Source organism: Catellatospora sp. NPDC049133 (genome assembly GCF_040648455.1).
GTDB lineage: Bacteria > Actinomycetota > Actinomycetes > Mycobacteriales > Micromonosporaceae > Catellatospora > Catellatospora aurea.
This window is the reverse complement of record NZ_JBEZDT010000020.1, coordinates 17,784-40,796: the sequence shown is the minus strand read 5'-3', so window position 1 is coordinate 40,796 and position 23,013 is coordinate 17,784. Positions and strand designations below refer to the sequence as shown.

At 73.0% G+C, this 23,013-nt stretch carries 16 protein-coding genes; 6 read left to right on the top strand and 10 right to left on the bottom strand.

What is annotated here, in order from left to right; genetic code table 11:
* Positions 1-2: 2 nt before the first annotated feature.
* Positions 3-830, bottom strand: a complete 828-nt coding sequence (locus AB0B35_RS22780; RefSeq protein ID WP_361048848.1) for a DUF72 domain-containing protein — start codon at positions 828-830, stop codon at positions 3-5.
* Between the two features lie 176 nt (positions 831-1,006).
* Here AB0B35_RS22780 and AB0B35_RS22775 point away from each other — a divergent pair, with 176 nt between their 5' ends.
* Positions 1,007-2,227 (top strand): transposase, encoded by a 1,221-nt coding sequence (locus AB0B35_RS22775; RefSeq protein WP_361048655.1) that lies wholly within the window; start codon positions 1,007-1,009, stop codon positions 2,225-2,227.
* 59 nt (positions 2,228-2,286) lie between these two features.
* On the opposite strand, the gene AB0B35_RS22770 is transcribed toward AB0B35_RS22775, so the two are convergent.
* The 3 genes from AB0B35_RS22770 to AB0B35_RS22760 all read right to left on the bottom strand — a co-directional run bounded on the left by AB0B35_RS22770 (position 2,287) and on the right by AB0B35_RS22760 (position 5,349).
* Entirely contained in the window at positions 2,287-3,165 is an 879-nt protein-coding gene (locus AB0B35_RS22770; protein WP_361048653.1) for an exodeoxyribonuclease III, read from the bottom strand.
* A 101-nt stretch (positions 3,166-3,266) separates the two neighbouring features.
* The gene (locus AB0B35_RS22765; protein ID WP_361048651.1) at positions 3,267-4,139 is read right to left on the bottom strand and encodes an alpha/beta hydrolase; all 873 of its coding nucleotides are present in this window, start codon (positions 4,137-4,139) and stop codon (positions 3,267-3,269) included.
* Positions 4,140-4,317: 178 nt separating this feature from the next.
* Positions 4,318-5,349 (bottom strand): LacI family DNA-binding transcriptional regulator, encoded by a 1,032-nt coding sequence (locus tag AB0B35_RS22760; protein ID WP_360525172.1) that lies wholly within the window; start codon positions 5,347-5,349, stop codon positions 4,318-4,320.
* Between the two features lie 247 nt (positions 5,350-5,596).
* Between AB0B35_RS22760 and AB0B35_RS22755 the strand changes: the two genes are divergently transcribed.
* The 4 genes from AB0B35_RS22755 to AB0B35_RS22740 all read left to right on the top strand — a co-directional run bounded on the left by AB0B35_RS22755 (position 5,597) and on the right by AB0B35_RS22740 (position 11,005).
* A complete protein-coding gene (locus AB0B35_RS22755; RefSeq protein ID WP_360525175.1) occupies positions 5,597-6,523 on the top strand; it encodes a sugar ABC transporter permease in 927 nt (308 codons plus the stop codon).
* 2 nt (positions 6,524-6,525) lie between these two features.
* On the top strand, positions 6,526-7,446 hold the full coding sequence (locus AB0B35_RS22750; RefSeq protein ID WP_360525178.1) for a carbohydrate ABC transporter permease: 921 nt from the start codon (positions 6,526-6,528) through the stop codon (positions 7,444-7,446).
* Positions 7,447-7,500: 54 nt separating this feature from the next.
* Positions 7,501-8,841, top strand: a complete 1,341-nt coding sequence (locus AB0B35_RS22745; RefSeq protein WP_361048649.1) for an extracellular solute-binding protein — start codon at positions 7,501-7,503, stop codon at positions 8,839-8,841.
* 127 nt (positions 8,842-8,968) lie between these two features.
* A complete protein-coding gene (locus AB0B35_RS22740) occupies positions 8,969-11,005 on the top strand; it encodes a beta-galactosidase (RefSeq protein WP_361048647.1) in 2,037 nt (678 codons plus the stop codon).
* Here AB0B35_RS22740 and AB0B35_RS22735 read toward each other — a convergent pair.
* The 4 genes from AB0B35_RS22735 to AB0B35_RS22720 form a co-directional block, all read right to left on the bottom strand.
* The gene (locus tag AB0B35_RS22735) at positions 10,902-11,438 is read right to left on the bottom strand and encodes a hypothetical protein (protein WP_361048645.1); all 537 of its coding nucleotides are present in this window, start codon (positions 11,436-11,438) and stop codon (positions 10,902-10,904) included. The genes AB0B35_RS22740 and AB0B35_RS22735 overlap by 104 nt on opposite strands.
* Before the next feature lie 109 nt (positions 11,439-11,547).
* Positions 11,548-12,210: a response regulator transcription factor gene (locus tag AB0B35_RS22730; RefSeq protein WP_360525191.1), complete on the bottom strand. Its 663-nt coding sequence runs from the start codon at positions 12,208-12,210 to the stop codon at positions 11,548-11,550.
* Positions 12,207-13,331 carry a sensor histidine kinase gene (locus AB0B35_RS22725; RefSeq protein ID WP_361048643.1) on the bottom strand — a complete coding sequence of 375 codons (1,125 nt, stop codon included), beginning with the start codon at positions 13,329-13,331 and terminating at the stop codon, positions 12,207-12,209. The genes AB0B35_RS22730 and AB0B35_RS22725 overlap by 4 nt, the downstream gene beginning before the upstream one ends.
* A 46-nt stretch (positions 13,332-13,377) precedes the next feature.
* Positions 13,378-16,038, bottom strand: coding sequence for a tetratricopeptide repeat protein (locus tag AB0B35_RS22720; protein ID WP_361048641.1), 2,661 nt, complete (start codon positions 16,036-16,038; stop codon positions 13,378-13,380).
* Positions 16,039-16,300: 262 nt separating this feature from the next.
* Here AB0B35_RS22720 and AB0B35_RS22715 point away from each other — a divergent pair, with 262 nt between their 5' ends.
* Positions 16,301-16,591, top strand: a complete 291-nt coding sequence (locus tag AB0B35_RS22715; RefSeq protein WP_361048639.1) for a hypothetical protein — start codon at positions 16,301-16,303, stop codon at positions 16,589-16,591.
* A gap of 58 nt (positions 16,592-16,649) precedes the next feature.
* Here AB0B35_RS22715 and AB0B35_RS22710 read toward each other — a convergent pair whose 3' ends face one another.
* Positions 16,650-21,947: an NACHT domain-containing protein gene (locus AB0B35_RS22710; protein ID WP_361048637.1), complete on the bottom strand. Its 5,298-nt coding sequence runs from the start codon at positions 21,945-21,947 to the stop codon at positions 16,650-16,652.
* Positions 21,944-22,807, bottom strand: a complete 864-nt coding sequence (locus AB0B35_RS22705; protein ID WP_361048635.1) for a hypothetical protein — start codon at positions 22,805-22,807, stop codon at positions 21,944-21,946. The genes AB0B35_RS22710 and AB0B35_RS22705 overlap by 4 nt, the downstream gene beginning before the upstream one ends.
* Between the last annotated feature and the right edge of the window lie 206 nt (positions 22,808-23,013).

The following is a 23,013-nucleotide window of genomic DNA, read 5'->3' as shown; positions in this document are numbered from 1 at the left end:
GCTCAGAACAGGGTCAGCGGCTCGGTCGGCTCGGGCTGGGGGAGCGGCCGTAGTTCAGGCACCCGGACCCGCACCTCGTCGTGGAAGCGGCGGGCCAGCTCGGGTGCGTCGGCGTTGTCGGGGGTGTGGATGAACACGGTCGGCGAGCGGCCTTCGCGCAGCCAGCCGGCGACCGTCTCGACCCACGGCTGCCAGCCCTCGACGGTCGCGGCGGTGTCGTCGCGGCCCAGGTAGCGGATGATCGGCCGGTCGGTGAGCGCCCGGGAGCGGTGCGGCATGCGGGGCTTCTTGGTCCACGCGTCGCGTTCGGCGTCGCTGGTCGGCGGGGACCGGAAGAGCACGCGGGTATCGAACGGCACCCATTCGGCGTTCGCCGCGGCGAGCACCCCTTCGAGCAGCCGCGCCGAGCGCTCCTCGTCGAAGAACGCGCGGTGGCGAACCTCGACAGCGTACCGGTGCTCGGCGGGCAGGTTTTTCAGGAACGCGGCCAGCATGGGCACGTCCGAGGGGCCGAACGAGCCCGGCAGCTGCAGCCAGACCGCGTGGGTACGCGGGCCGAGCGGCTCGATCGCGTCCAGGAAGGCGCGCAGCTCGGCGCTGGCGCCGGTGAGGCGGCGCTCGTGGGTGATCGGCTTGGGCAGCTTGACCACGAACCGGAAGTCCGGGTCGGTCTGCTGCGCCCACGTGGCCACGGTCGCCCGGGCCGGGGTCGCGTAGAAGGTGGTGTTGCCCTCGACCGCGTTGCACCAGCCGGCGTACCCGCGCAGGCGCTCCTCGGCCGTGGCCGGGTGCGGCAGGAAGCGTCCCTGCCAGGCTTTGAGGCTCCACATCGCGCAGCCCACGTGCAGGCGAGGGGCGTCCGCGCCGGTCACCAGGTCCTCCGGAGGATGCCCCGGCCTTCAGTCCGGGGAAGAATTCGGACTCCCGCGTAGCGGGACAAGAACAGTCGATCGTCCGCCAGGCGGACCGGCGGCGACTGTCGTACCACACCGCTACGGTGGCCGCTGTGAGTACGCAGACGGGCCAGGATACCGGGCACGCCCGGTACACCTATCGGCTGCGCGTGTCGTCCACCGCCGCCAAGCTGCTCGACAGCGAGTGGGACCGCTGCCGGTGGATCTGGAATGAATGCGTCGCCAGATCCCAGGCCGTCCACGCGCACAACCGGGCGCATCCCGAAGACAAGCTGACCTGCGGCCCGGCGCAGCTGGACAAGATGCTGACCGAGGCCCGCAGGACCACGGCCTGGCTCGCGCAGGGCTCGTCGGTCGCGCAGCAGCAGGTCATCCGCGATTTCGGCAGGTCGCGTGCGAAGGCGCTCAAGGACATCGAGCAGCGGCTGCCGATGCCACGTCGGGCAGGGATGCCGAGGTGGAAGAAGAAGCGTGATGCCCGTCCTTCGCTGAACTACACCCGGCGTGGTTTCCGGCTCAAGGACGGCCGTCTGCACCTGGCCGGGAACATCGTCCTGACGCCGGTGTGGTCGCGGGAACTGCGGGCAGACCCGTCGTCGGTGCGTGTCTACCGCGACAGCGTCGGGCATTGGTATGCGAGCTTCGTCGTCGGCACTCAGGCCGAACCGCTGCCCGCCACCGGGCGTGTGATCGGCGTGGACTGGGGTGTGAAGGAGATCGCGACCACCACCTCCGACGCCCACGACCTGCCTCACGCGCAGTACGGCCGCAACGCGCAGGCGAGACTGGCCCGGTATCAGCGGATGATGGCCCGGCGTAGGCCGGCCAAGGGCAGGCCCGCGAGCAGGGGCTACCTGGCTGCGAAGCGGCTGGCGGCGAAGCTGCACAAGAAGGTCGCCCGGCAGCGGCAGGACGCCGGCCGCAAGTGGGCGAAGACCGTGGTCCGCGACCATGACCGCATCGCGGTGGAGGACTTCCGGCCGAAGTTCCTCGCCAAGACCACCATGGCCCGCAAGGCCGCTGACGCCGCCATCGGCGCCACCAAGGCCGCACTGGTCGAGATGGCCCGTAAGCACGGCCGGGATGTCCGGCCCGTGCATCCCGCGTACACCACGATGGACTGCGCGCACTGCATGACGAGAGCCAAGCATGCGTTGCCGCTGGGTGAGCGCACCTACACCTGTACCACGTGCGGAGCCGTGTCCCCGCGGGACAAGAACTCCGCCCGCGTGATGCTGATCAGGGCTGGGCTGTGCCCTGCTGGCGCTGAGGGCGTAAGACCACCCGAGCCGCCGGCTCCAGTGGCTGCCTGAGTCAGGAATCCTCGTAGCCTGAGGACGGGAAGAATCCCCGCCTTCAGGTGGGGGAGCAGTCAATTGTCGTCCGGGGTGGCCGCGGCCTGGGGCAGGCGTTTGCCGCGCCGGGTGGCCGGTGCGGACGGCGGCGGCACGATCGGCCCGATGTCGCCGTCCGGGGCCTCGTCGAGGTCGACGATGACGGGGGCGTGGTCGCTGGGGCCGGTGCCCTTGCGGGCGTGCCGGTCCACCCAGGCGGCCTTGACCCGTTCGGCGACCGGTGTGCCGGCCAGCACCAGGTCGATGCGCATGCCGAGGTCCTGGTGGAACATGCCGGCGCGGTAGTCCCAGTAGGAGAAGACCCGCTTGTCGGGCCAGTGGTCGCGCACGACGTCGTGCAGCCCGGCTGCCTGCAGCTCGGCCAGGGCGGCCCGTTCGGGCTCCGTCACATGGGTATGGCCGGCGAACGCGTCGGGGTCGAACACGTCGGCGTCGGCCGGGGCGATGTTGATGTCGCCGGCCACGATCACGGCGTCGGGCCCGGCGGCGACGAGGTCGCGCAGCGCACCCAGCCAGGCGAGTTTGTACTGGTAGTGGTCGGAGTCGGGGGTGCGGCCGTTGGGCACGTACACCGAGTGCACGCGGATGCCGCCGCAGGTCGCCGACACGGCCCGCGCCTCGGGGTGCGGGAAGCCAGGGCCGCCGGGGATGCCCGTCACGACGTCGTCGAGCCCGACCCGGGACAGGATCGCCACGCCGTTCCAGCGCGCCTCGCCGTGCGCGGCGTACTCGTAGCCGCGGTCGGCGAGCTCCTTGCCCAGCAGCTCGGCGAAGGCGGCGTCGGCGAGCTTGGTCTCCTGCAGGCAGAGCACGTCGGGCCGCCGCTGGTCCAGCCAGGGCAGCAGCCGCGGCAGCCGCTGCTTGACCGAGTTCACGTTCCAGGTCGTCACCCGCATTGGATCCACGATATACGGGCCGCTTCGGTGGGGTGCCCGATGGCGGCGGCACACGGAAAGCGCGGCGGGGACCAGCCCCGCCGCGCGTCCGTGGAGGTGGATCAGCAGGCGTTGGTGCGGAAGTCCGACACCGCGGTGCCGCCGTAGCCGCAGGTGAACGGCGTGAAGCGGGCGTCCTGGTTGAGCCAGCGCTTGAACCAGGAGACCAGCGCCCGCGAGGTGGTCGAGTTGGTGGTCTGCGGGAAGAAGTGGCTGGCGCCGTTCAGTTCGACGTAGCTCTTCTGCCCGCCGAGGGAGTTGTAGAACGGGATGGAGTGCGAGCTGACCCCGGCGACCGAGTCGTTCTCGCCGCCGATGATCTGCACGGGCTCGGTGACGTTGTTCCAGGTCTTGTCGGTGTTCCACGGTGCGATCGGCACACCGGCCTTGACGTTGCCGGTGGTGTCGGCGGCGAGGGCCTCCAGGGTGCCGCCGCCGCCCATGGAGTGGCCGGCGACGCCGCGGCGGCTGCCGTCGGCGCGGGAGGTGATGGCGCTGGGGGCCGAGTTGACGGCCCAGTTCAGCGCGGCCAGCAGCTGGCTGCCGCGGCTGGCGGGCTGGTCGTAGACGCTGTTGGTCTCGATGCCGACGACGACGAAGCCCCACGAGGCCAGGCGCGGCCCGATCCAGCTGATGCTGGACCAGCGGGCGGTGAAGCCGGGGGAGATCGCGATGACCGGGTAGCGGCCGGACGTGCTCGGGTAGTACGCCACGCCGCCGCCGAAGCCGGTGACGAGGCTGGAGATGCTGTACGTCGAGACGGAGAAGCTGCCGTTGCCGGTGATGTTCGACGAGGTCGGCGCCTGGCCGATCTCGTCGGCGTACGCCGGTGCGGCGGCGCCGAGCGCGGTTCCGCCGGCCAGAGCGGTGGCGACGAACGCGGTGGCGATCAGGCGGGTGAGCCGCCGGCGGGGGGACGAGACGGATTGCTGCACTGTTCCACTCCTGACGGTGAGGAACCAGCTGCCCAGCAGCGGTGCTGCGGGGGACGGGAAGCTGGTCGATCGAGCAGTGGAGTCAGTTTCATCGATGTTAACGGGACCGGCATCGGCAGAATCACCGGTCGAACCGGTGGCATCGGGGCGTTGCCGCCAATCCGGGCGATGGGCGGAATCACCGGCGGGGATCGGCCTGCCGCGGTGGTGCGGTGCTGGCGCGGACCTCGAGGCGGGTGGGCACCAGCGCGGTGCCGGGCCCGGTCTCGCCGCGGTCGATCTGCTGCAGGATGCCTTCCACGCAGCGGCGTCCGACCTCGGCGAAGTCCTGGTGCACGGTGGTCAGCGGCGGGATGAAGGAGCCTGCGTCGGGGATGTCGTCGAAGCCGACGACGCTGACGTCGGCGGGCACGGCGCGGCCCCGCTCGTGCAGGGCGCGCAGCACGCCGAGCGCCATCTGGTCGTTGGCGGCGAAGACGGCGGTGCAGTCGGGTTCGTCGGCCAGGGCGAGCCCGGCGCGGTATCCGGACTCGGCCGACCAGTCGCCGTGCAGCGGCGGGGGCGCCTCGCGGCCGGCGGCGGTGAGGGTGTCGCGCCAGGCCTGGGCGCGGCGCTGGCTGGCGAAGGAGTCCTGTGGCCCGGTGACGTGCCACACGGTGCGGTGGCCCAGTCCGAGCAGGTGCGCCACGGCCTGGCGGGCGCCGTCGGCCTGGTCGGTGTCGACGACGGCATACCGGTCGCCGGCGTCGGAGTCGACGACGACCACCTGCACGTTCGGCGGCAGCGTCACCGTCGCCGCGTCGAGCAGGTGCACCTCCATGATCACGATCACGCCGTCGACGGCGAGTTCGCCGAGGCGGGTGAACGCGCCGAGCACGCTGTCCTGGGTCGGCACGGCCACGGGGATGAGCGTGATGGCGTATCCCTGCAGTGCCGCGTGGGTGGCGATGGCCTCCAGGGTGCGGCTGTTACCGGTGCTGGACAGGGTGAACAGGATCACGCCGATGGTGCGGAACTCGCCGCTCTTGAGCGCGCGGGCGGCGCTGTTGGGGCGGTAGTGCAGCTCCTTCATGGCGGCGAGGACCTGCTGGCGGGTGCTGCCGACGACGCTGGGGTGGCCGTTGGCCACGCGGGAGACGGTCTGCGAGGAGACGCCGGCGAGCCGGGCCACGTCGGCCATCGACACCCGGGGCGCCTTCGGCCGGCTCATCCCGTGCTCCCTTCGTGCGGCGTACGCGGGCGTCGGAGTGCTTCGTGTAACGAATCCGAAACCGGTCCTTGACGCCTGTTCGGCGTCGGTGACACTATCACCGAGCTGATGTTTACGTAAACATTACGCAACGTGATCGAGTCGTACCCTCATGTGCATGCCCGGGTGTGATTCGGCAGCAGCGCTATGTTTGCGTAAACATCTGGTCTGACCAGCCATTCTTGAGAACTTGCCGGAAGGAGGAGACATGACGGTGCTTGCCCCTCCGACCATCTCGCGCACCGGCCAAGCCGCCACCCGACCACCGCGCCGCCGCCGGTCCTGGACGGGATGGGCGTTCGTCGGCCCGTTCATGGCCGTGTTCGCCTTCGTCTTCGTCGCGCCCATCGCCTACGCGCTCTACCTCAGCGTGTTCCGCACCCGGCTGATCGGCGGGACCAGCTTCGTCGGCCTGGAGAACTACCAGCAGGCCTTCACCGACCCGCAGTTCTGGTCGGGGACCTGGCGGGTGACGCTGTTCCTGCTCGTCCAGGTGCCGATCATGCTGTTCCTGGCGCTGCTGGTCGCCCTGGCCATCGACAGCGGCCGGCTCTACGGCAAGGCCTTCTTCCGCGTCGCGGTGTTCATGCCGTACGCCGTGCCCGCCGTGGTGGCGACCCTGATGTGGGGCTTCATGTACGGCACCCGGTTCGGCCTGATCGGCAACCTCAACGACGCGCTCGGCGTGATCCTGCCCGACCCGCTCTCCCCAGACCTGGTGCTCGCCTCCATCGGCAACATCGTCACCTGGGAGTTCGTCGGCTACAACATGCTGATCTTCTACAGTGCGCTGCAGGTCGTGCCGAAGTCGCTGTACGAGGCCGCCGAACTCGACGGCGCGAGCCAGTTCCAGGTGATCCGGGCGATCAAGCTCCCGGCGATCAAGGGTGCGCTGCTCATCGCCACCATCTTCTCGATCATCGGCAGCTTCCAGTTGTTCAACGAGCCCAGCATCCTGCAGAGCCTGGCGCCCAACGCGATCACCACGTACTTCACCCCGAACATGTACGCGTACTCGCTGTCGTTCTCCGGCCAGCAGTACAACTACTCCGCGACCGTCGCGATCGTCATGGGTGTGCTGACCATGATCGTCGCCTACGCCGTCCAGCTGCGTGGCACGCGGAAGGACAAGTAGCCATGACGACGCAGACCACCCCCACGACCGCCGCCGCGCCACGTCCGGCGTCACCCGCCCGCAACCGCGTACGCCGCAAGGAGCAGCGGCGCAGCCCGCTGCTGACCGCGCTCACCGCGCTCATGCTGATCTACAGCCTGGTGCCGCTGGTATGGCTGCTCATCAACGCCAGCAAGACGCAGGAGGGCCTGTTCAGCTCGTTCGGGCTGTGGTTCGACGACGACTTCGCGCTGTTCGACAACATCCGCGCCACGCTCACCTACGACGACGGCGTGTTCGTCCGCTGGCTGCTCAACACGCTGCTCTACGTGGTGCTGGGGGCGGGTGGCGCGACCGCGCTGGCGACGCTGGGCGGGTACGCCCTGGCGAAGTTCGACTTCCCCGGCAAGCGCGGCGTGTTCGCTGTCGTCATCGGCGCGGTCGCCGTGCCGGCCACGGCCCTGGCGGTGCCGACGTTCCTCATGTTCTCCAAGCTCGGGCTTACCAACACCCCGTGGGCGGTGATCATCCCGTCGCTCATCTCGCCGTTCGGCCTGTACCTGATGTGGACCTTCGCGGCCTCGGCGATCCCCGGCGAGCTGCTGGAGGCCGCCCGGGTCGACGGCGCGGGCGAGCTGCGCACCTTCATCCGCATCTGCATGCCGCTGCTCGCCCCCGGCATCGTCACCGTGGCGCTGTTCACCATGGTCGCGACCTGGAACAACTACTTCCTGCCGCTGATCATGCTCAAGGACCCGGACTGGTACCCGCTGACCCTGGGCCTCAACGCCTGGAACGACCAGGCCGCCACCGCCGGCGGGCAGGCCATCTTCCACCTCGTCATCACCGGCTCGCTGCTGACCATCCTGCCGCTGCTGGCCGCCTTCCTGTTCCTGCAGCGCTACTGGCAGTCCGGCCTCGCCGCCGGCGGCGTCAAGGACTGACCCACCGACCTCACCGCTCACGAAATGCGCCACACCCCGTTTGAGAGGACACCGATGTTCACCAACCGACGCGCGTTCCTGCGCACCGCGGCGCTCGCCACCGCCGCGATCACGACCGCGGCGCTCGCGGCCTGCGGCTCCGACGACGGCGGCGACACGACCTCCCCGGTCACGGCCGACCAGGTGCAGGCCGCGCTCGACAAGGGCGGCTCGATCACCGTCTGGGCCTGGGAGCCGACCCTCAAGCAGGTCGTCACCGCCTTCGAGGCCAAGTACCCCAAGGTCAAGGTCAACCTGGTCAACGCCGGCACCGGCAACGACCAGTACACCGCGCTGCAGAACGCGATCGCGGCCGGATCCGGCGTGCCGGACGTCGCGCAGGTCGAGTACTACGCCCTGCCCCAGTTCGCCCTCGGCAAGTCGCTGACCGACCTGGCCGCGTTCGGCGCGGGTGAGCTCGACGGCACCTTCACCCCCGGCCCGTGGTCGTCGGTGAAGACCGGCGGCGGCACCTTCGGCCTGCCGATGGACTCCGGCCCGATGGCGCTGTTCTACAACAAGGAGGTCTTCGACAAGCACCAGATCGCGGTGCCGACCACCTGGGACGAGTACGCCGCGGCCGCCAAGAAGCTGCACGCCGCCGACCCGAAGGCCTACATCACCAACGACACCGGCGACGCCGGCTTCACCACCAGCCTGATCTGGCAGGCCGGCGGCAAGCCGTTCGCCGTCGACGGCACCAACGTGAAGATCAACCTCGCCGACGAGGGCTCCACCAAGTTCGCCGGCACCTGGCAGAAGCTGATCAGCGACAAGCTGCTCGCCCCGGTCGGCTCGTGGAGCGACGGCTGGTACAAGGGCCTCGGCGACGGCAGCATCGCCACCCTGGTCATCGGCGCGTGGATGCCCGCCAACCTGGAGTCCGGCGTGCCCGGCGCCAAGGGCAAGTGGCGCGTCGCGCCGATGCCGCAGTGGACCGCCGGCGCCAACGCCGCGGCCGAGAACGGCGGCAGCTCGCTGACCATCCCGAAGGCCGGCGCGAACAACGCCCTGGGCTACGCGTTCCTCAAGTACGCCACCGCCGGCGAGGGCGTGAAGATCCGCGTCGAAAACGGGGCGTTCCCGGCCACCACCGCCGAGCTGAAGTCCGCCGAGTTCCTCGGCAAGGAGTTCCCGTACTTCGGCGGCCAGAAGGCCAACGAGATCTTCGCGAAGTCGGCCGCCGACGTCGTGCCGGGCTGGTCGTACCTGCCCTTCCAGGTGTACGCCAACAGCATCTTCAACGACACCGTCGGACAGGCGTACGTGACGGACAAGCCGCTGACCGACGGCCTCAAGGCCTGGCAGGAGGCGTCCGCCAAGTACGGCAAGGACCAGGGCTTCACGGTCGGCTGACCGTAGCCCGGCGTCGCGGACGGGTCACCACCTGTCCGCCGCGTTCCCCGTGCCGCGGGCGGCACACCCCGACCGCCCGCGGCACGGCCCCCTGGCCCGACCGCACCACCTCGCAAGGAGCCTCCCCGTGACCCACCCCGCCCGTCCCCAGTGGCTGCGCCGGCCCGACAACGTGGCGCCCGGCCTGGCCTACGGCGCCGACTACAACCCCGAGCAGTGGCCCCGCGAGGTGTGGCGCGACGACGTACGCCTCATGCGCGAAGCCGGGGTCAACATCGTCTCGCTCGGCATCTTCTCCTGGGCGAAACTGCAGCCCGCCGAGAACACCTGGCGCTTCGACTGGCTCGACGAGGTCATGGGCCTGCTCTACGACAACGGCATCGCCGTGGACCTGGCCACCGCCACCGCCTCCCCGCCGCCGTGGCTGACCGCCAAGCACCCCGAGATCCTGCCGGTCAACGCCCGCGGCGAGACGATCTGGCCGGGCGGCCGCCAGCACTGGCGGCCCACCTCGCCGGTCTTCCGCGAGCACGCCCTGGCCCTGGTCGAGAAGCTGGCCGCCCGCTACGCCGGGCACCCGGCGCTCACCGCTTGGCACGTGTCCAACGAGCTGGGCTGCCACAACGTCTACGACTTCTCCGACGACGCGGCCCGCGCCTTCCGGGCCTGGCTCCAGGCCCGCTACACCACCCTGGACGCGCTCAACCACGCCTGGGGCACCGCGTTCTGGTCGCAGGAGTACAGCGACTGGACGCAGATCCTGCCGCCGCGCCTGGCCGCCACCCACCCCAACCCGACCCAGCAGCTGGACTTCAAGCGCTTCTCCTCCGACGCGCTGCGCCAGTACCTGCGCGCCGAACGCGACATCCTGCACCGGCACACCCCGGACGTGCCCGTCACCACCAACTTCATGGTCATGGGCGGCACCAAGGGCATGGACTACGCCGCCTGGGCCGCCGACATCGACTTCGTGTCCAACGACCACTACGTCGAGCCCGGCCCGCAGGCGTTCGACGAGCTGTCCTTCTCGGCCAACCTGACCGGCAACATCGCCGGGGGCCGGCCGTGGTTCCTCATGGAGCACTCCACCAGCGCCGTCAACTGGCAGCCGGTCAACGTCGCCAAGAAGGCCGGTGAGCTGGCTCGCGACTCGCTGACGCACGTCGCGCACGGCGCGGACGCGGTCTGCTTCTTCCAGTGGCGGCAGTCCGCGGCGGGCGCGGAGAAGTACCACTCGGCGATGGTCCCGCACGCCGGACCCGACAGCGACGTGTTCCGCTCCGCCGCCGCCCTCGGCGCGACCCTGCGCGAGCTCGCCCCGATCGCAGGCTCCGGCCGCGAGCAGGCCCCCGCCGCGATCGTCTTCCACTGGGAGTCGTGGTGGGCCGCCGAGGCCGACTCGCACCCCACCGACCGCCTGCGCTACCGGCAGGAGGCCCTGGACTGGTACACCGCGTTCCTCAACCTGGGCATCCGCGCCGACGTGGTGCCGCTGGGCACGCCGCTCGACGGATACTCCCTGGTCGTCGCGCCGATGCTGCACATGGTCACCGAGGCGGTCGCCAAGGACCTGCGGGGGTACGCCGAAGCCGGCGGTCACCTGGTCACGACGTACTTCTCCGGCATCGTCGACGAGCACGACCACGTCTGGCTCGGCGGCCACCCGGGCGCGCTGCGCGACCTGCTCGGCGTACGCGTCGAGGAGTTCGCGCCGCTGCTCGACACCGAGACGGTCACCCTCGACGACGGCCTGCCCGCGAACCTGTGGACCGAACGGGTCCAGGTCACCGGCCCCGACGTCGCGGTGCTGTCGCGCTACGCCACCGGCGAGCACACCGGACACCCGGCCGTCACCCGCCGCACCACCGGCGAAGGCTCCGCCGCGTACGTGTCCACCCGCCTGGGGGCGCAGGGCCTCACCGCGGTTCTGGAGACGCTGGCCACCGCCGCGGGCGTGACCAGCGAACTGCCGCCGGGTTCGCGTGGCGACGTCGAGCTGACCGTGCGCCGCCGGGGCGAGGAGCGTTTCGCGTTCCTCATCAACCGTACCGACCAGCCTGTCACCGTCTCCGACCTGCCCGGCGAACTGCTCGCCGGGACCCGGGGGCCGCAGGGAGAGCTGCCGCTACCGCCGCGGGGTGTGCGCGTGGTGCGGCTGGGCTGAGCGCCGGCCGGTGCCGGTACTCCTGGTGCCGCCACAGCATGGCGGCCAGCATCGCGGGCAGCATCAGCAGATGCCCGCCCATCATCAGCGCCTCACCGGAGACGGCCCCGAACGCATAGGGCACCAGCAGGATCAGGAACGGCACGTACATCGCGGCGGACATCTCGGCGATACGGGCCCAGCCGTGCCGCCGGAACCGCATCCACGCCGCCATGCCGATCGTCATGTTCGTCGCCATCACCAGCACACTCGCGACGGTGAGGTCGGCCAGGCCGGGCCACGCCAGCGACCACAGCGGGCCCAGCGCGACCATCCCGACGACCATGGCGACGACCATCTCGACGAAATGCAGGGCGAAGCGCAGGTTCTTGCGGGCGGCCGAACGCGCGGGCCGCTCGGCGGGGGTGTCCGGACCGGTCGTGGAGGTTGTCATGGCCACCATCCTGAACGGTCCAGGACGTGCGCACAGGTGCCGGAAGTCATGGTGGTGGTCATGGGCGGGCACGGGCGCTCCGACGCCGCCGCGCACGCGGACGCCCGGGTCACAGCAGGCCGAGGGCGCGGGCGCGCAACGCCGCCTGGGTGCGGTCGCGGGCGTCGAGTTTGGCCAGCACCCCGCTGACGTGGTTCTTGACCGTGCCCTCGGCCAGGAACAGCGTCGCCGCGATCTCCCGGTTGGAGCGGCCGTCGGCGAGCAGGCGCAGCACGTCGAGTTCGCGTTCGGACAGCGGCACCACCAGCGGCTGCGGCCGGACGGCCGGTTCCTCGTCGGGCAGCCGGGCGAACCGGGCCACCACCTTCGCGGCCACCGACGGCTGCAGCACGGCCTCGTCGCGGGCGGCGGCGAGGACCGCCTCCACCAGTTGCGCCGACGACGCGTCCTTGAGCAGGTAACCCAGCGCCCCGGCGCGCAACGCCGCGAACACGTCCTCGTCGTCGTCGAACGTGGTCAGCACGATGACCCGTACGCCCGGGTGCTCGGCCCGCAGACGCCGGGTGGCCGCGACACCGTCCAGGACCGGCATGCGCAGATCCATCAGCACCACGTCGGGCCGCAGCTCGGCCGCGCGGTCCAGGGCCTGCGCGCCGTCGCCGGCCTCGCCGACCACCACGATGTCGTCGCGCACGCCGAGCAGCACGGCCAGGGCCTCGCGGAACAGCGACTGGTCGTCGGCGAGCAGCACCCGCACCGGCAGGCGGCTCACCCGGGCACCTCCACGCTCAGCGTCGCGCCCCGGCCGGGCGCGGACTCGATGCTCATCCGGCCGCCCGCGTGCGCGGCGCGTTCGCGTACCCCCAGCAGGCCGTAGCCGGGCAGCTCGGCCGGGTCCGCGGCCAGGCCGGCACCGTCGTCGCGGACCTCCAGCCGCACGGCGGCCGGGCGGGTGTAGTCGAGGACCAGCTCGGCCCGGGTCGCCCCGGCGTGTTTGCGCACGTTGGTCAGGCCTTCCTGCGCGGCCCGGTAGAGCGACTCCTGGGCGGCGGTCAGCAGCGGCCGGGCCTGCCCCGTGACGTCCAGGCTGGTGGGCACGCCCGCGGCCGAGGCCTGCTCGGCCAGCCCGCGCAGCGCCTCGGCCAGGGGCGCCTGCGGGCGAGGCTCGCGGATCGCGCCCACCGAGCGGCGCACCTCCGCCAGCGCCTCCTCGGCCTGGACCTGCGCCTTGGCCAGCACGGCGTCGGCCCGGTCCGGGTCGCTGCCCAGCACCGCCCGCGCGGCCTTGACCTGCATCTGCACCACGGTCAGCGAGTGGCCGAGCCCGTCGTGGATGTCGCGGGCGACCCGGTTGCGCTCCTGCGCGACGGCCAGCCGCTCGACCTGCAGCGCGTACTCCCGCAGCTGCTCATGGGCGTGGGTCAGCTCCTGGCGGGCCTGCTGCTCGCGCATGATCAGGCGGGTGAGCACGGCGGCGAACGCCGCTGCGGCCAGCATGCCCAGTGCCTCGCGCAGCCCTTCGCGCCACGCCATGCCCGTGTGCGCGAACGGGACCAGGGCGACGATCACCAGCGCGCCGCGCGGCGGCAGCAGCAGCATGCTCTGGCTGACCAGCACCAGCAGCAGCAGGATCGCGCCGACCATCGCGCCCGAGGTCACGAAGACGGCGTACCCGAGCAGCAGCTGAGCGGCGACGAAGGCGATCCGCGGTCCGCGCCGGGACACCCGGTGCACGCGGCTGAAACCGGCGGTGGCCGCCGTGGCGTACACCGCGCCGAGCACGATCGCGGCGACCGGGGAGTGCGGCATGCCCGGTGGTGGCTGCGCCACGACCACCCCGGCGACCAGCGTCAGGTACGCGGCCACGGTCAGCGCGTGGAGAGCACGGTGCACGACTCCACTGTGGCCGGTCAGCAGCGCCTGGTCAACGCACCGTCCGCTAAGGGGAGGTGGCCGCGTCGTGCGACGTGACCGTCCACGACGCGAGCAGCTGCGCCGCTTCTCCAGTACGCAGATGGTCGTCGCTCTGCACGGCACGCATGTCGGCCAGCACCGCCGTGAGCTCGCCGACCGCGCCCGCCACGTCACCGCCGCGGTGCCGCAGCTGGGCGTGCAGCTGCCGGGTGCGCAGCGCCCGCGGATGGGCGTGCCCGAACACCTGCTCGACGACCGCCTGCAGCTCGGCCAGCGCCGCCATGCCCGCGGCGGGGTCGTCGGCCAGGCCGGTCCAGTAGGCCAGGTTGGTGCGGAACGTCAGCGTGGTCGGGTGCCTGGGCCCGAGCGCCCGCTCGGCGTCCTGCGTGGCCACGCCGAAGTCGGCGACCGCCGCCGCCGGCTGCCCGGCCAGGCCGCGCCAGTAGGCCAGGTTGTGCCGTGCCGTCAGGGTGTCGTGGTGCAGCGGCCCGTGCACCGCGACCAGCCCCTCGACCGCGCGCTGGTACGTCTGGACGGCCAGCTCCGCGTCCCCGGCCTCGCCGATCCATCGGCCCAGGTCGGACAGGGTGCTGACGGTGTCCGGGTGTGCCGGCCCCCGCCGCCGCGCCAGCTCGTCGGCCAGCGCGGTGAAACCGTCCCGGGCCCCGGCCGCGTCGCCGGACATGCCCCGGCACAGGGCCACGTAACGCCTGGCCTGAAGCGTCAGCGCATGGTCGTCGCCGAGCACCGCCGAGGCGTGCGCGAGCAGCGGCACCATCTCGTCGTACGTCGCCGCGGGCGCGCCGAGTTCGAACGGCTGCAGCGCCTGGTGCAGCCGGATCCACAGCGTGTCCGGGTCGTCGGGGCCGAGCAGCCGCTCGGCGTCGGCGCGCAGCCGGGTCAGGTCGGCGTGGGCCGCGGCGGGGTCGCCGAGTTCGCCGACCGCCTGGGCGCGCTGCGCCGCCAGGAAGACCGAGTCGCGGTGCTCGCCGCCGAGCCGGGTGTGCGCCTGCCGGACCAGGTCGTCCAGGGCGTCGCGGGCCGCGGCGGTGCGGCCCACCGCCATCAGGTGCTCGCCGAGCCGCCGCAGCACCGGGTGCATGCCCCCGTGCCACAGCAACTCGCCGACCGCCCGGTGCAGCGCCAGCAGGCTGTCGTACAGCGCGGCCACCGGCAGGCCGCCGTCCGGGGCCGCCCACGCCTCGTCCAGCGCGTCCGCAGCCGCACGGGCCAGGCCGGGCAGTTCGGCGTCCGGAACCGACTCCCGGACCGCGCGCTGCACCAGGGCGTGCATCGCCACCGTCGCCGAGTCGTGGGTGAGCAGGCTGAGCCTGTGCAGCGCCCGCAGCGCGGCCAGCGCCTCGCGGCGGTCCGCGCCGATCCGGGCCCGGGCCGCGCCGGTCAGCAGCAGCTCCTGCGGCACCCCCACCGGGGCCAGCAGCGCCACCAGCTCCAGCAGCCGCTGCGCCGTGCCCGGCTTGGCCAGGGCGGCGGCCCGCTGCGCCGCCAGCTGCCAGGTGCTGGCCACCGTACGGTCGTGGCCGTCGGCCGGCGACGACGGCGGGAACAGGTCGGCCAGCCGCTCGCGCTCGTCGTCGAGCAGCCGCCGGTATGCCGCCACGCCCGTGCCGGTGTCGATGAGGAACGCCGCGGCCTGCGACAGCGCCAGCGGGAAGTGCCCCAGCGCCGCCGCCAGCCCGGCCAGTTCGGCGTCCGGCGGCGGCTCGCCATGCCCCGCCGCAGGGTCCAGCGACAGGCGGTTGCGCAGGTAGTCCACCGATTCCGGGCCGGTGAACATGCCCACCCGCACGACCCGCGCCGTAGGCCGCAGCACCATCGCGTCCCGGCGTCGGGTCGTCACGATGCTGCGCCCGTGCTCGCCGATCGGCCACAGCCCGTCCAGGTCGGCCGGGTCGTCGGCGTCGTCGAGCACGACCAGCCACGGCTGAGGCGTCGTGCGCAGCCACGCGACCAGCAGGTCGGCCTGCGTCTCCTCGTCGTGGCCGTAGCCGTCAGGGTGCGCGGCGCGCCCGGCCGTGGCAGGCCGGTCCAGGGCTCCGCCGGACACGGCGCGCCAGACCCGGGCGTAGCCGGCCAGCAGCGACTGCCGCGACGACGCAGACACCCAGGCGAACAGGCCCCCGCCGCCGCGCGCCCGGTGGAACGCGGCCGCCGCGAGCTGCGACTTGCCCGATCCGCCCGGCCCGGTCAGCAGCACCTGGCGGACCGCGTCGTCGCGCAGCGCGTCGTCGATGGCCTCGGCCAGCTCCGGGCGCTCGCGCAGCGAGGCGGCGTCGCTGGGCGGACGGCCGACGACCAGCTCCGCCACGGGCGTGGTGGCCTGTGGCGTGCGTGCCGGGGCGCGCTGCTGCTCGTGCGCGGCGCGCCACAGCTGCCGCCAGCGCTGCAGCGACTGGCCCGTCGCCGAACCGCCCGCAGCCGTCTCGACGGCCTGCACGAGCGCGTGCACCTGTTCGAAGTCGCGCGGCACCGACCGACCGTTGATCCACTCGCCGAGCCGACGGGCGTTGACGGCGATACGCCGCCCCGACGGCAGCGCGATCCCGCTCGCCCGGCGCGCCAGCACCTCGTCGGACACGTCGGGCAGGCGGCGGCGCAGCTGCGCCAGCGCGGCCGTGAACGCGACCCGGGGCGCGGAGTCCTGATCGTTCGAACGCTCCGCCATCGTGGCCCGCGGCCCCCTCCCCGGTTCGTCGACTAGCCGATTCTAGGACGCGCCGATGTGGACGGTCAGCCCGCGCCGGTCGCCGGACCGGCCCGCACCGGGGAGCGGACGCGGCCGTCACCTGGGCGCGCTGAGCTGGCCGGATGGCGGCGCTGTGAGCCGAGGGTCCGGGCGGGCGGCGGTGCCGGGCGGTTAGCGTCGGCGCGCCGGGGCGTGTCCCGCCGCGGCCGACACCAGGCAGCTTCACCAGTGGAAGGCATCGGTGACCATGCGCACGCTGAGCCCGCAAGACCGCGACCGGCTGGTCCGCTCCCACCGCAACCTGAAGATCTCGGTCTGGATCTTCTCGTTCGCGATGATCGGTGTGCTGGCCCTGCTCATCGCCAACAATCTGATGATCTCGCCGGGATGCGGCGCGGCGGTTGGCGTCGGCATCGGCGCGCTGCTGCTCATCCCGCAGCGGCAACTGCTGGCCGAGCTCGGCCTCAGCCGGCAGGAGGCCAAGCAGATCCTGAGCGACGAGCGCAAGCGGCGAAAGAGCGCCGCAGCCTGAACCCGGGGGACGGGGCGGGCCCTAGGGGTGGCGAGGGCCCGTGCCCCGGCCGGCGGTATCACGGCAGTTGCAGGCTGACGATGCCCAGTTCGGTGCCGACGACCAGGTGGGACGCGTCGCGTACGGCCACGCAGTGCACCGTCGCGTTGAGCCGGATACGGGTCCCGCCGGCCGGCCGGTCACCGGCCCCGCCCGGTGCGGGCCGCACCCACAGCGTCTGGTCGGCCCCGCCGCTGACCACCACCGTACGGTCGCCGCGCCGGTCGATCGCGGCCGCGTGCACCCAGCCCTCGTGGCCGGTGAACGGCGCACCGACCGGCTCACCCGTGGCCGCGTCCCAGGTCCGCACGGTGCCGTCGTTGCCCGCCGACACCACCAGCAGGCGGTCGCCGGACTCACCCGCCGCGACGGCGTTGACGTCGGAGGCGTGCCCGGTGAACGGCTCCCCGACCGGCTCGCCGGTGCGTGCGTCCCACAGCCGTACGACATGGTCGAAGCCCCCCGACACCACGATCGGGCGGCCGCGCAGCGACGCGAACCCGACCGCGCTGACGTAGCCGTGGTGGGCGTCGACTGGCGGCCGGCGCAGCTTCCGGGTGGCCGCGTCCCAGATCTGCACCTTGTGGTCGTTGCTGCCCGAGACGATCATCGGATGCCCGTCCAGCCGTCCGAACGCGACCGCGTTCACCGAACTGCGGTGCCCGGTGAAAGGCTCGCCGACGGGACGGCCGGTGGCAGCGTCCCAGATCCGCACGGTGCGGTCGTCGCTGGCGGACACGACGACGGTCCGGCCGTTGACCTGTCCGAACACGACCGAGCGGATGCCGTCGGTGTGCCCGGTGAACGGGGCGGCCAGTGGCCGGCCGGAGGCCGCGTCCCACAGCCGCACCGTGTGGTCGGTGCTACCCGACGCGACGACCAGGGCCCGGTCGAGGCGGCCGAACGCGATCGCGGTGACCGGGCTCAGATGGCCGGCGAACGGAGCCGCGACGACCTGCCCGGTGGCCGCGTCCCAGGCGCGCAGTGCGCGGTCGGCGCCACCCGCGACGACGATCGGCTGGCGGCCGAGCCGCCCGAACGCCACCGAGCGCACCCCGTCGGGCGTCGCGTACAGGGTGCCGACGGGCTCCCCGGTGATCGCGTCACTGACCCGCACCTGCGCGCCGGCGCCCCCGGCGACGACGATCGGCTGCCGGCCGAGCTGCCCGAACGCCACCGACCGGATCGGCCCGGCACCCGTGATCGGCTCGCCGACGGGCTCGCCGGAGTCGGCGTACCACACGCGGACCGTCTCGTCGTCGCTGCCGGAGGCCACCGCGGGCAGCCCGTCGACGGTCCCGAACGCCACCGCGGTGACCGCGCCGGTGTGACCGGTGATCGGGTCGCCTACCGGCTCGCCGGATGCGGCGTCCCACAGCCGCACCGTGTGGTCGTCACCGCCGGAGGCGACGACGGCCGACCCGTCTAGCTCGCCGAAGGCCACCGCGTTCACCGGCCCTGTGTGCCCGGCCAGCGCCGGGCCCGCCTCCCGTCCGGACGCCGCGTCCCACAGCCGCACCGTGGCGTCCGCGCCCGCCCCGGCCACCACGGCCCGGCCGTCGACGCTGCCCAGAGCCACCGACCGGATCGGGCCGGCGCCGGTGATCGGCTCGCCTGCCGCCCGCCCGGACGCGGCATGCCACACCCGTACCGTCTCGTCGCCGCCTCCCGAGGCGATCGCGGGTCGACCGTCGACGGTTCCGTACGCCACCGCGGTGACCGCGCCGGTGTGGCCGGTGATCGGGTCGCCTACCGGCTGGCCGGACGCGGCGTCCCACAGCCGCACCGCGCGGTCGCCGCCGCCGGAGACGACGATCGGCTGCCCGGCCAGGTCGCCGAACGCCACGGCGTCGACGGCGCCGGTGTGACCGGTGAAGGGCTCGCCGACGGGCTCGCCGGACACCGCGTCCCACAGGCGCACCGTCTCGTCCTCGCTGCCCGACACGATCACCGCCCGGCCGTCGCGCACGCCGAACGCGACCGATGACACCCAGTCGTTGTGGCCGGTGAGCCGGACCCCGATCTGGCGTCCGGTGACCACGTCGGACACCTGTACGGTCTGGTCGTTGCTGCCGGACACGACGACGGGCTGCGAGCCGCGGCGGCCGAAGGCGACGGCGTTGACGTGGTCGGTGTGCCCGGTGTAGACGTCCGCGACGAGCCGTCCCGTCTCGGCCGACCACACCTGCACCGTCCGGTCCTCGCCGCCGGACACGACGATCGTGTCGTCGCCGAGCCGCCCGAACGCGACGGCCTTCACCCGGCCGGTGTGGCCGTCGTAGGGCACGTCGTACAGGCTGCCGGTGTTCGCCTCCCACAGCCGCACCAGACCGTCGGCGCCGGCCGTCGCCACGACGCCCTGCCCGCGGATGTCGCCGACCGCCACGGCGTAGACCCCGCCGGAGTGGCCCGCCAGAGGGCCGCCCACGAGCTGGCCGGTGGCCGCGTCCCACACCATGACGCTGTCGTCCTCACCGCCGGACACGATGACCGCGCGGCCGTCGAGCCGCCCGAACGCGACCGTGCGCACCGGCCCGCGGTGGCGGTGGGGCCGTCCGGGCAGCGGGCGGCCGGTCGTGGCGTCCCAGCGCCGTACGGTGCCGTCCCGGCCGCCGGACACCACGACCGCCTCGCCGTCAATCTGTCCGAACACGACGGACGTGACCCAGTCGGTGTGGCCGACGAGCGGCTCGCCGAGCGGACGACCCGTCGCGGCGTGCCACAGCCGAAGCCTGCGGTCACCGCTGGCCGACGCGACGACCGCCCGGCCGGCGACCTCGCCGAGCGCGACGGCGGTGACCGGGCCGCGGTGCCAGGTCAGCGTCTGGTGCGGCGGGTGCAGACGCCACGACGCCCAGTGCGCCGTCCAGGGCAGCGGCAGGCCGCTGGCGGTGATGTCGTCGGCCAGGTGCGGGGCTCGCGCGCACCGGGCGGCGAGCTGCAGGTAGGCGGCCCGTTCGGCCGGATGGGCCTGCATGCGGGCGATCGCGCGCCGGTACGCGTCCGCGGTCGCCCACGCCTGCGGGGTGCGGACCCGGTGCAGCGCGGTCAGCAGCGGCTCGGCTGGGGTGTCGGTGAGCAGCCGGGGCTCGGCGAGCAGCATGTCGAGGCAGTCGGCCCGGACGGCGTGGCTCGCGATGGCGGCCGCCGTGTACGGATGGGCCCTGGCCCAGTCCCGGGTGCCGTCGAGCCGTCGGGGCACCCGGTCGACGAGCAGGTCGAAGATTGCCCGGTGATCGGCTCGGGTGATCGCCGCGGCGTCGGCCTTGGCGTCGCCGTTGTCGGGCAGGCGGTGGGGGAGCGCTCCGTGGCCGGCCCGGCGTTCGGCGAGCAGGTGCTCGGCCAGCGACGCGTGGTAGAGGCGGTACACGGAGCCGTTGGCCAGCCGCGACTCGATGATGTAGTAGCCGGCGTTCTCGAACAGCCAGTCCAGGTCGCGGTTGCCGCACGGGCGGCCGGTCAGCCGGGTCACCAGGCGCGGCCACAGGTCCTCCCAGGGCAGCCCGGACCCTTGCGCGTAGGCCAGCGGCAGCAGCAGGTCCCGGGCCCGCGCGGCGTCGTCGCCCAGGCGTTCGTCGAGATCGCGGCGCATCGCGCCCGCGGCCTCCCGCGGCAGCGACGCACGCCAAGCCGGGTCGTGCGGGTCGGCCACCGGCTCTTTCTGCAGGGCGAGGCTGCGAGCGGTGATCAGGGCGACGAGGAACGAGTCCCCGGCGGCCGCCGCGACGGCGTCGACGACCGCGTCGAGGTACTCGGGCCGCTGCCTGCGGTAGGGCGACGTGTCGACCAGCTCGATCAGGCACGAGCGCACGTACGCCTGCAGGCTGGGCTGGTCGGCGTAGCGGGCCCGGTCGAGGTTGACGACCTCGACCGGCTTGCCGAGCGGGCCGATCAGGTGCCGGCGGGTGCCGATCAGCAGCCGCAGCGGTGTCCGGTGCGCCGATCGCACCAGCGGCGCGAGGACCTGCGTGACCATGGCGAGGCCGGTGACCGTGGTGTCGCCGACCTCGCCGGCCGCCTCGTCGACGCCGTCTATGACGACGGTGACCGGCTCGGTCCGGTTGCGCAGCTGCGCGACGAGCTTGCCCGGCGAGTCGACGGCGGCGATGTCGTCAAGGCCGCAGGCCTCGGCCAGCCCGGCGAGCAGCGCCACCGGGGTCAGGCCGCGGGCGTGGATGAAGCGGCTGATCGACTCCCGGGGCGGGATGGTGTCCGGCGGCAGCAGGTGCACGTCGGGCACCCGGGCGCTGCGGCCCGGGTCGGCCAGCGTGTCCAGCCGGGCGAGCAGCGCGGACTTGCCCGAACCCGGATCGCCGGTGATCACCAGAGTGGGCGGCGGCGGGTGCGCTGCGGCTTCGGCGAGCCACTCCGAGGCCCGGCGCAGGGCGGCGTGCCGCCCGGTGAACAGCCACAGGTCGTCGCGTTCGGACGACGGGTCGAGGCCCTGCCCGATGCGCGCGATGAACTCCCGGTCGGCGCGCCGCGCGTCCTGCTGCAGCCGCAGATCCCGGGTGCGCACGTCGAGGTCGGCGTACCACTGGCTGTACAGCCGGTTCGGGAAGAACTCCCCGGCCCGCTCGCCGAAGTAGAGCAGGCGGGCGTGCTGGCTGACCGCCGCACCCGCCGCGGCCTCGGCCATCTCCGCGTTCACCTGCGTGATCAACGGCTCGAGCGGGAGGAACGGCACCTCGTGACCGGCGATCGCCCGTTCCTGCACTGCCAGCGCCAGTGCCTGGGTGAACGTGCCGACCCCGGCCTGCTGGTAGTCGCGGGCCGCGACGATCACCGCGATGGCGGGTCCGCCGGCCGTGCGGCGCAGCCGGTCGGCGAAGCCCACCGCCCCGGTGGCCAGCATGCCGGCAGCCGCGCCCGCGTAGCAGGTGTCCAGCACGAACAGCAGCCGCTGGCCGACCATCTCGCCCGGCGCGTAGCTGTCCAGCAGGCGTCCGGTCAGGTCACCGGCATGCAGGAAGCTGAACGAGCGGTCGGCGGTCGCGTCGGCCATCGGCAGCAGCAGCTCGGTCCCGGACCCGGCCACCTCGCCGTGCCCGGTGTAGTACACCGCGATCATGTCGTCGGGCAGGCGCTCGGAACTGCGCAGGAAGGTCCGCAGGCGGCTGGTGAAATCGACCGCGGTCAGGTCGGTGCCGAAGCCCGGCACCACCTCGTAGCCCAGGCCGGTGAACAGCTCGGCGGCGCGGCCCAGCTCGTCGACGAGCTCGGGCAGGTCCACAAGGTCGGTCGCGGGCGCGTACACGGTCGTCGCCGCGCCGATGAAGTACCGGCGCGGCTCCGCGGCGCCCTCCTGCCCGTTCACGCGCGGCCGGCGAGCAGTCCCGCGGCCACGGCCGTCCCGGTCTCCCGATCGGACAGATAACGCTCCACCTGGTGGGCGCCCAACCCGTTGCTGATCTCCACATCGCGCACGCGCTCGCCGTACACGGTGCGCAGCAGTGGTTGCAGCGCCACGAAGTCACCCGCGTCGGTGATGTTCGTCCACCGCTCGACCGTCGGCCAGGCCCCCGTCGACGGGTCGAGCCGGTGCGTGACCAGGTGCGGCACCCCCAGCGGCGAACCCAGGGTCACCAGGTCGGTGACCGGCCACTCGGGGTGGGCGCACAGCGCCTCGTACGCGACGACCGAGCCCAGCGAATGGGCCACCACCACCCGGGTGTCGTCGCCGATCCCGGCCGCGAAGCGCTCCCGGGCGGCCGAGCGCACCGCCGGGTCGGTGAAATAGGACGTGACCTGCTTGAGCCACCACACGAGCAGGCGCTCCGACACCTGGGCGAGGAAACGCGCACCGGCCAGTGCCAGCAGGGCCTTGCGGGCCGAGGTGCGCGGCCCCAGGGTGCGCGCGTCCGGCGCGACCACCGCGGGGTCGATCCGCGCCGCCGCCGCCCACCACTGCAGGAGCAGGTCGGTTTCGGGGCCCTCCTCGACGTCGTCGGAGGTCAGCGGGGGAATGTCGCCACTCAGACGCTTGCCTTGCGGGCGGAACACGTCCCCGTAGAACACACAGGCCACTTCGGATGCGGTGAGTCCGGCGGTGGGGGCCAGGCCGGCCTGGGCCGCGTTGTCCAGTCCGCCCAGCAGCGCGGGGACCCAGCTGTCGGCCATCTGCGGCCGGCTGGCGTACGTGTTGTGAATGCCGTGCACCGCTACCACCCGCGCCATCCGCCAAACCTATCCACCCCGCGCCACCGCGCCCGCCGCCCCTGACTGTCGGGAATGTGACGCTGTCAAGGCGATTCACCCGCTCGCGGGGTGTGGCCGATGACGGCGCGTGTCGATGGCGCCGGTGGGTCATCCGTCGATATGCTCGCCGGGGGCCCGCAGGGCGTCTCCGTGTTCCGCCACCGTCAGTCCCGCCACCGTCGACC

Excerpts from the sequence above, each read along its gene's own strand:
- AB0B35_RS22780 (WP_361048848.1), bottom strand. The coding sequence starts at position 830 with ATGTGGAGCCTCAAAGCCTGGCAGGGACGCTTCCTGCCGCACCCGGCC.
- AB0B35_RS22770 (WP_361048653.1), bottom strand. The coding sequence starts at position 3,165 with ATGCGGGTGACGACCTGGAACGTGAACTCGGTCAAGCAGCGGCTGCCG.
- AB0B35_RS22760 (WP_360525172.1), bottom strand. The coding sequence starts at position 5,349 with ATGAGCCGGCCGAAGGCGCCCCGGGTGTCGATGGCCGACGTGGCCCGG.
- AB0B35_RS22755 (WP_360525175.1), top strand. The coding sequence starts at position 5,597 with ATGACGGTGCTTGCCCCTCCGACCATCTCGCGCACCGGCCAAGCCGCC.
- AB0B35_RS22750 (WP_360525178.1), top strand. The coding sequence starts at position 6,526 with ATGACGACGCAGACCACCCCCACGACCGCCGCCGCGCCACGTCCGGCG.
- AB0B35_RS22745 (WP_361048649.1), top strand. The coding sequence starts at position 7,501 with ATGTTCACCAACCGACGCGCGTTCCTGCGCACCGCGGCGCTCGCCACC.
- AB0B35_RS22735 (WP_361048645.1), bottom strand. The coding sequence starts at position 11,438 with ATGACAACCTCCACGACCGGTCCGGACACCCCCGCCGAGCGGCCCGCG.
- AB0B35_RS22720 (WP_361048641.1), bottom strand. The coding sequence starts at position 16,038 with ATGGCGGAGCGTTCGAACGATCAGGACTCCGCGCCCCGGGTCGCGTTC.
- AB0B35_RS22705 (WP_361048635.1), bottom strand. The coding sequence starts at position 22,807 with ATGGCGCGGGTGGTAGCGGTGCACGGCATTCACAACACGTACGCCAGC.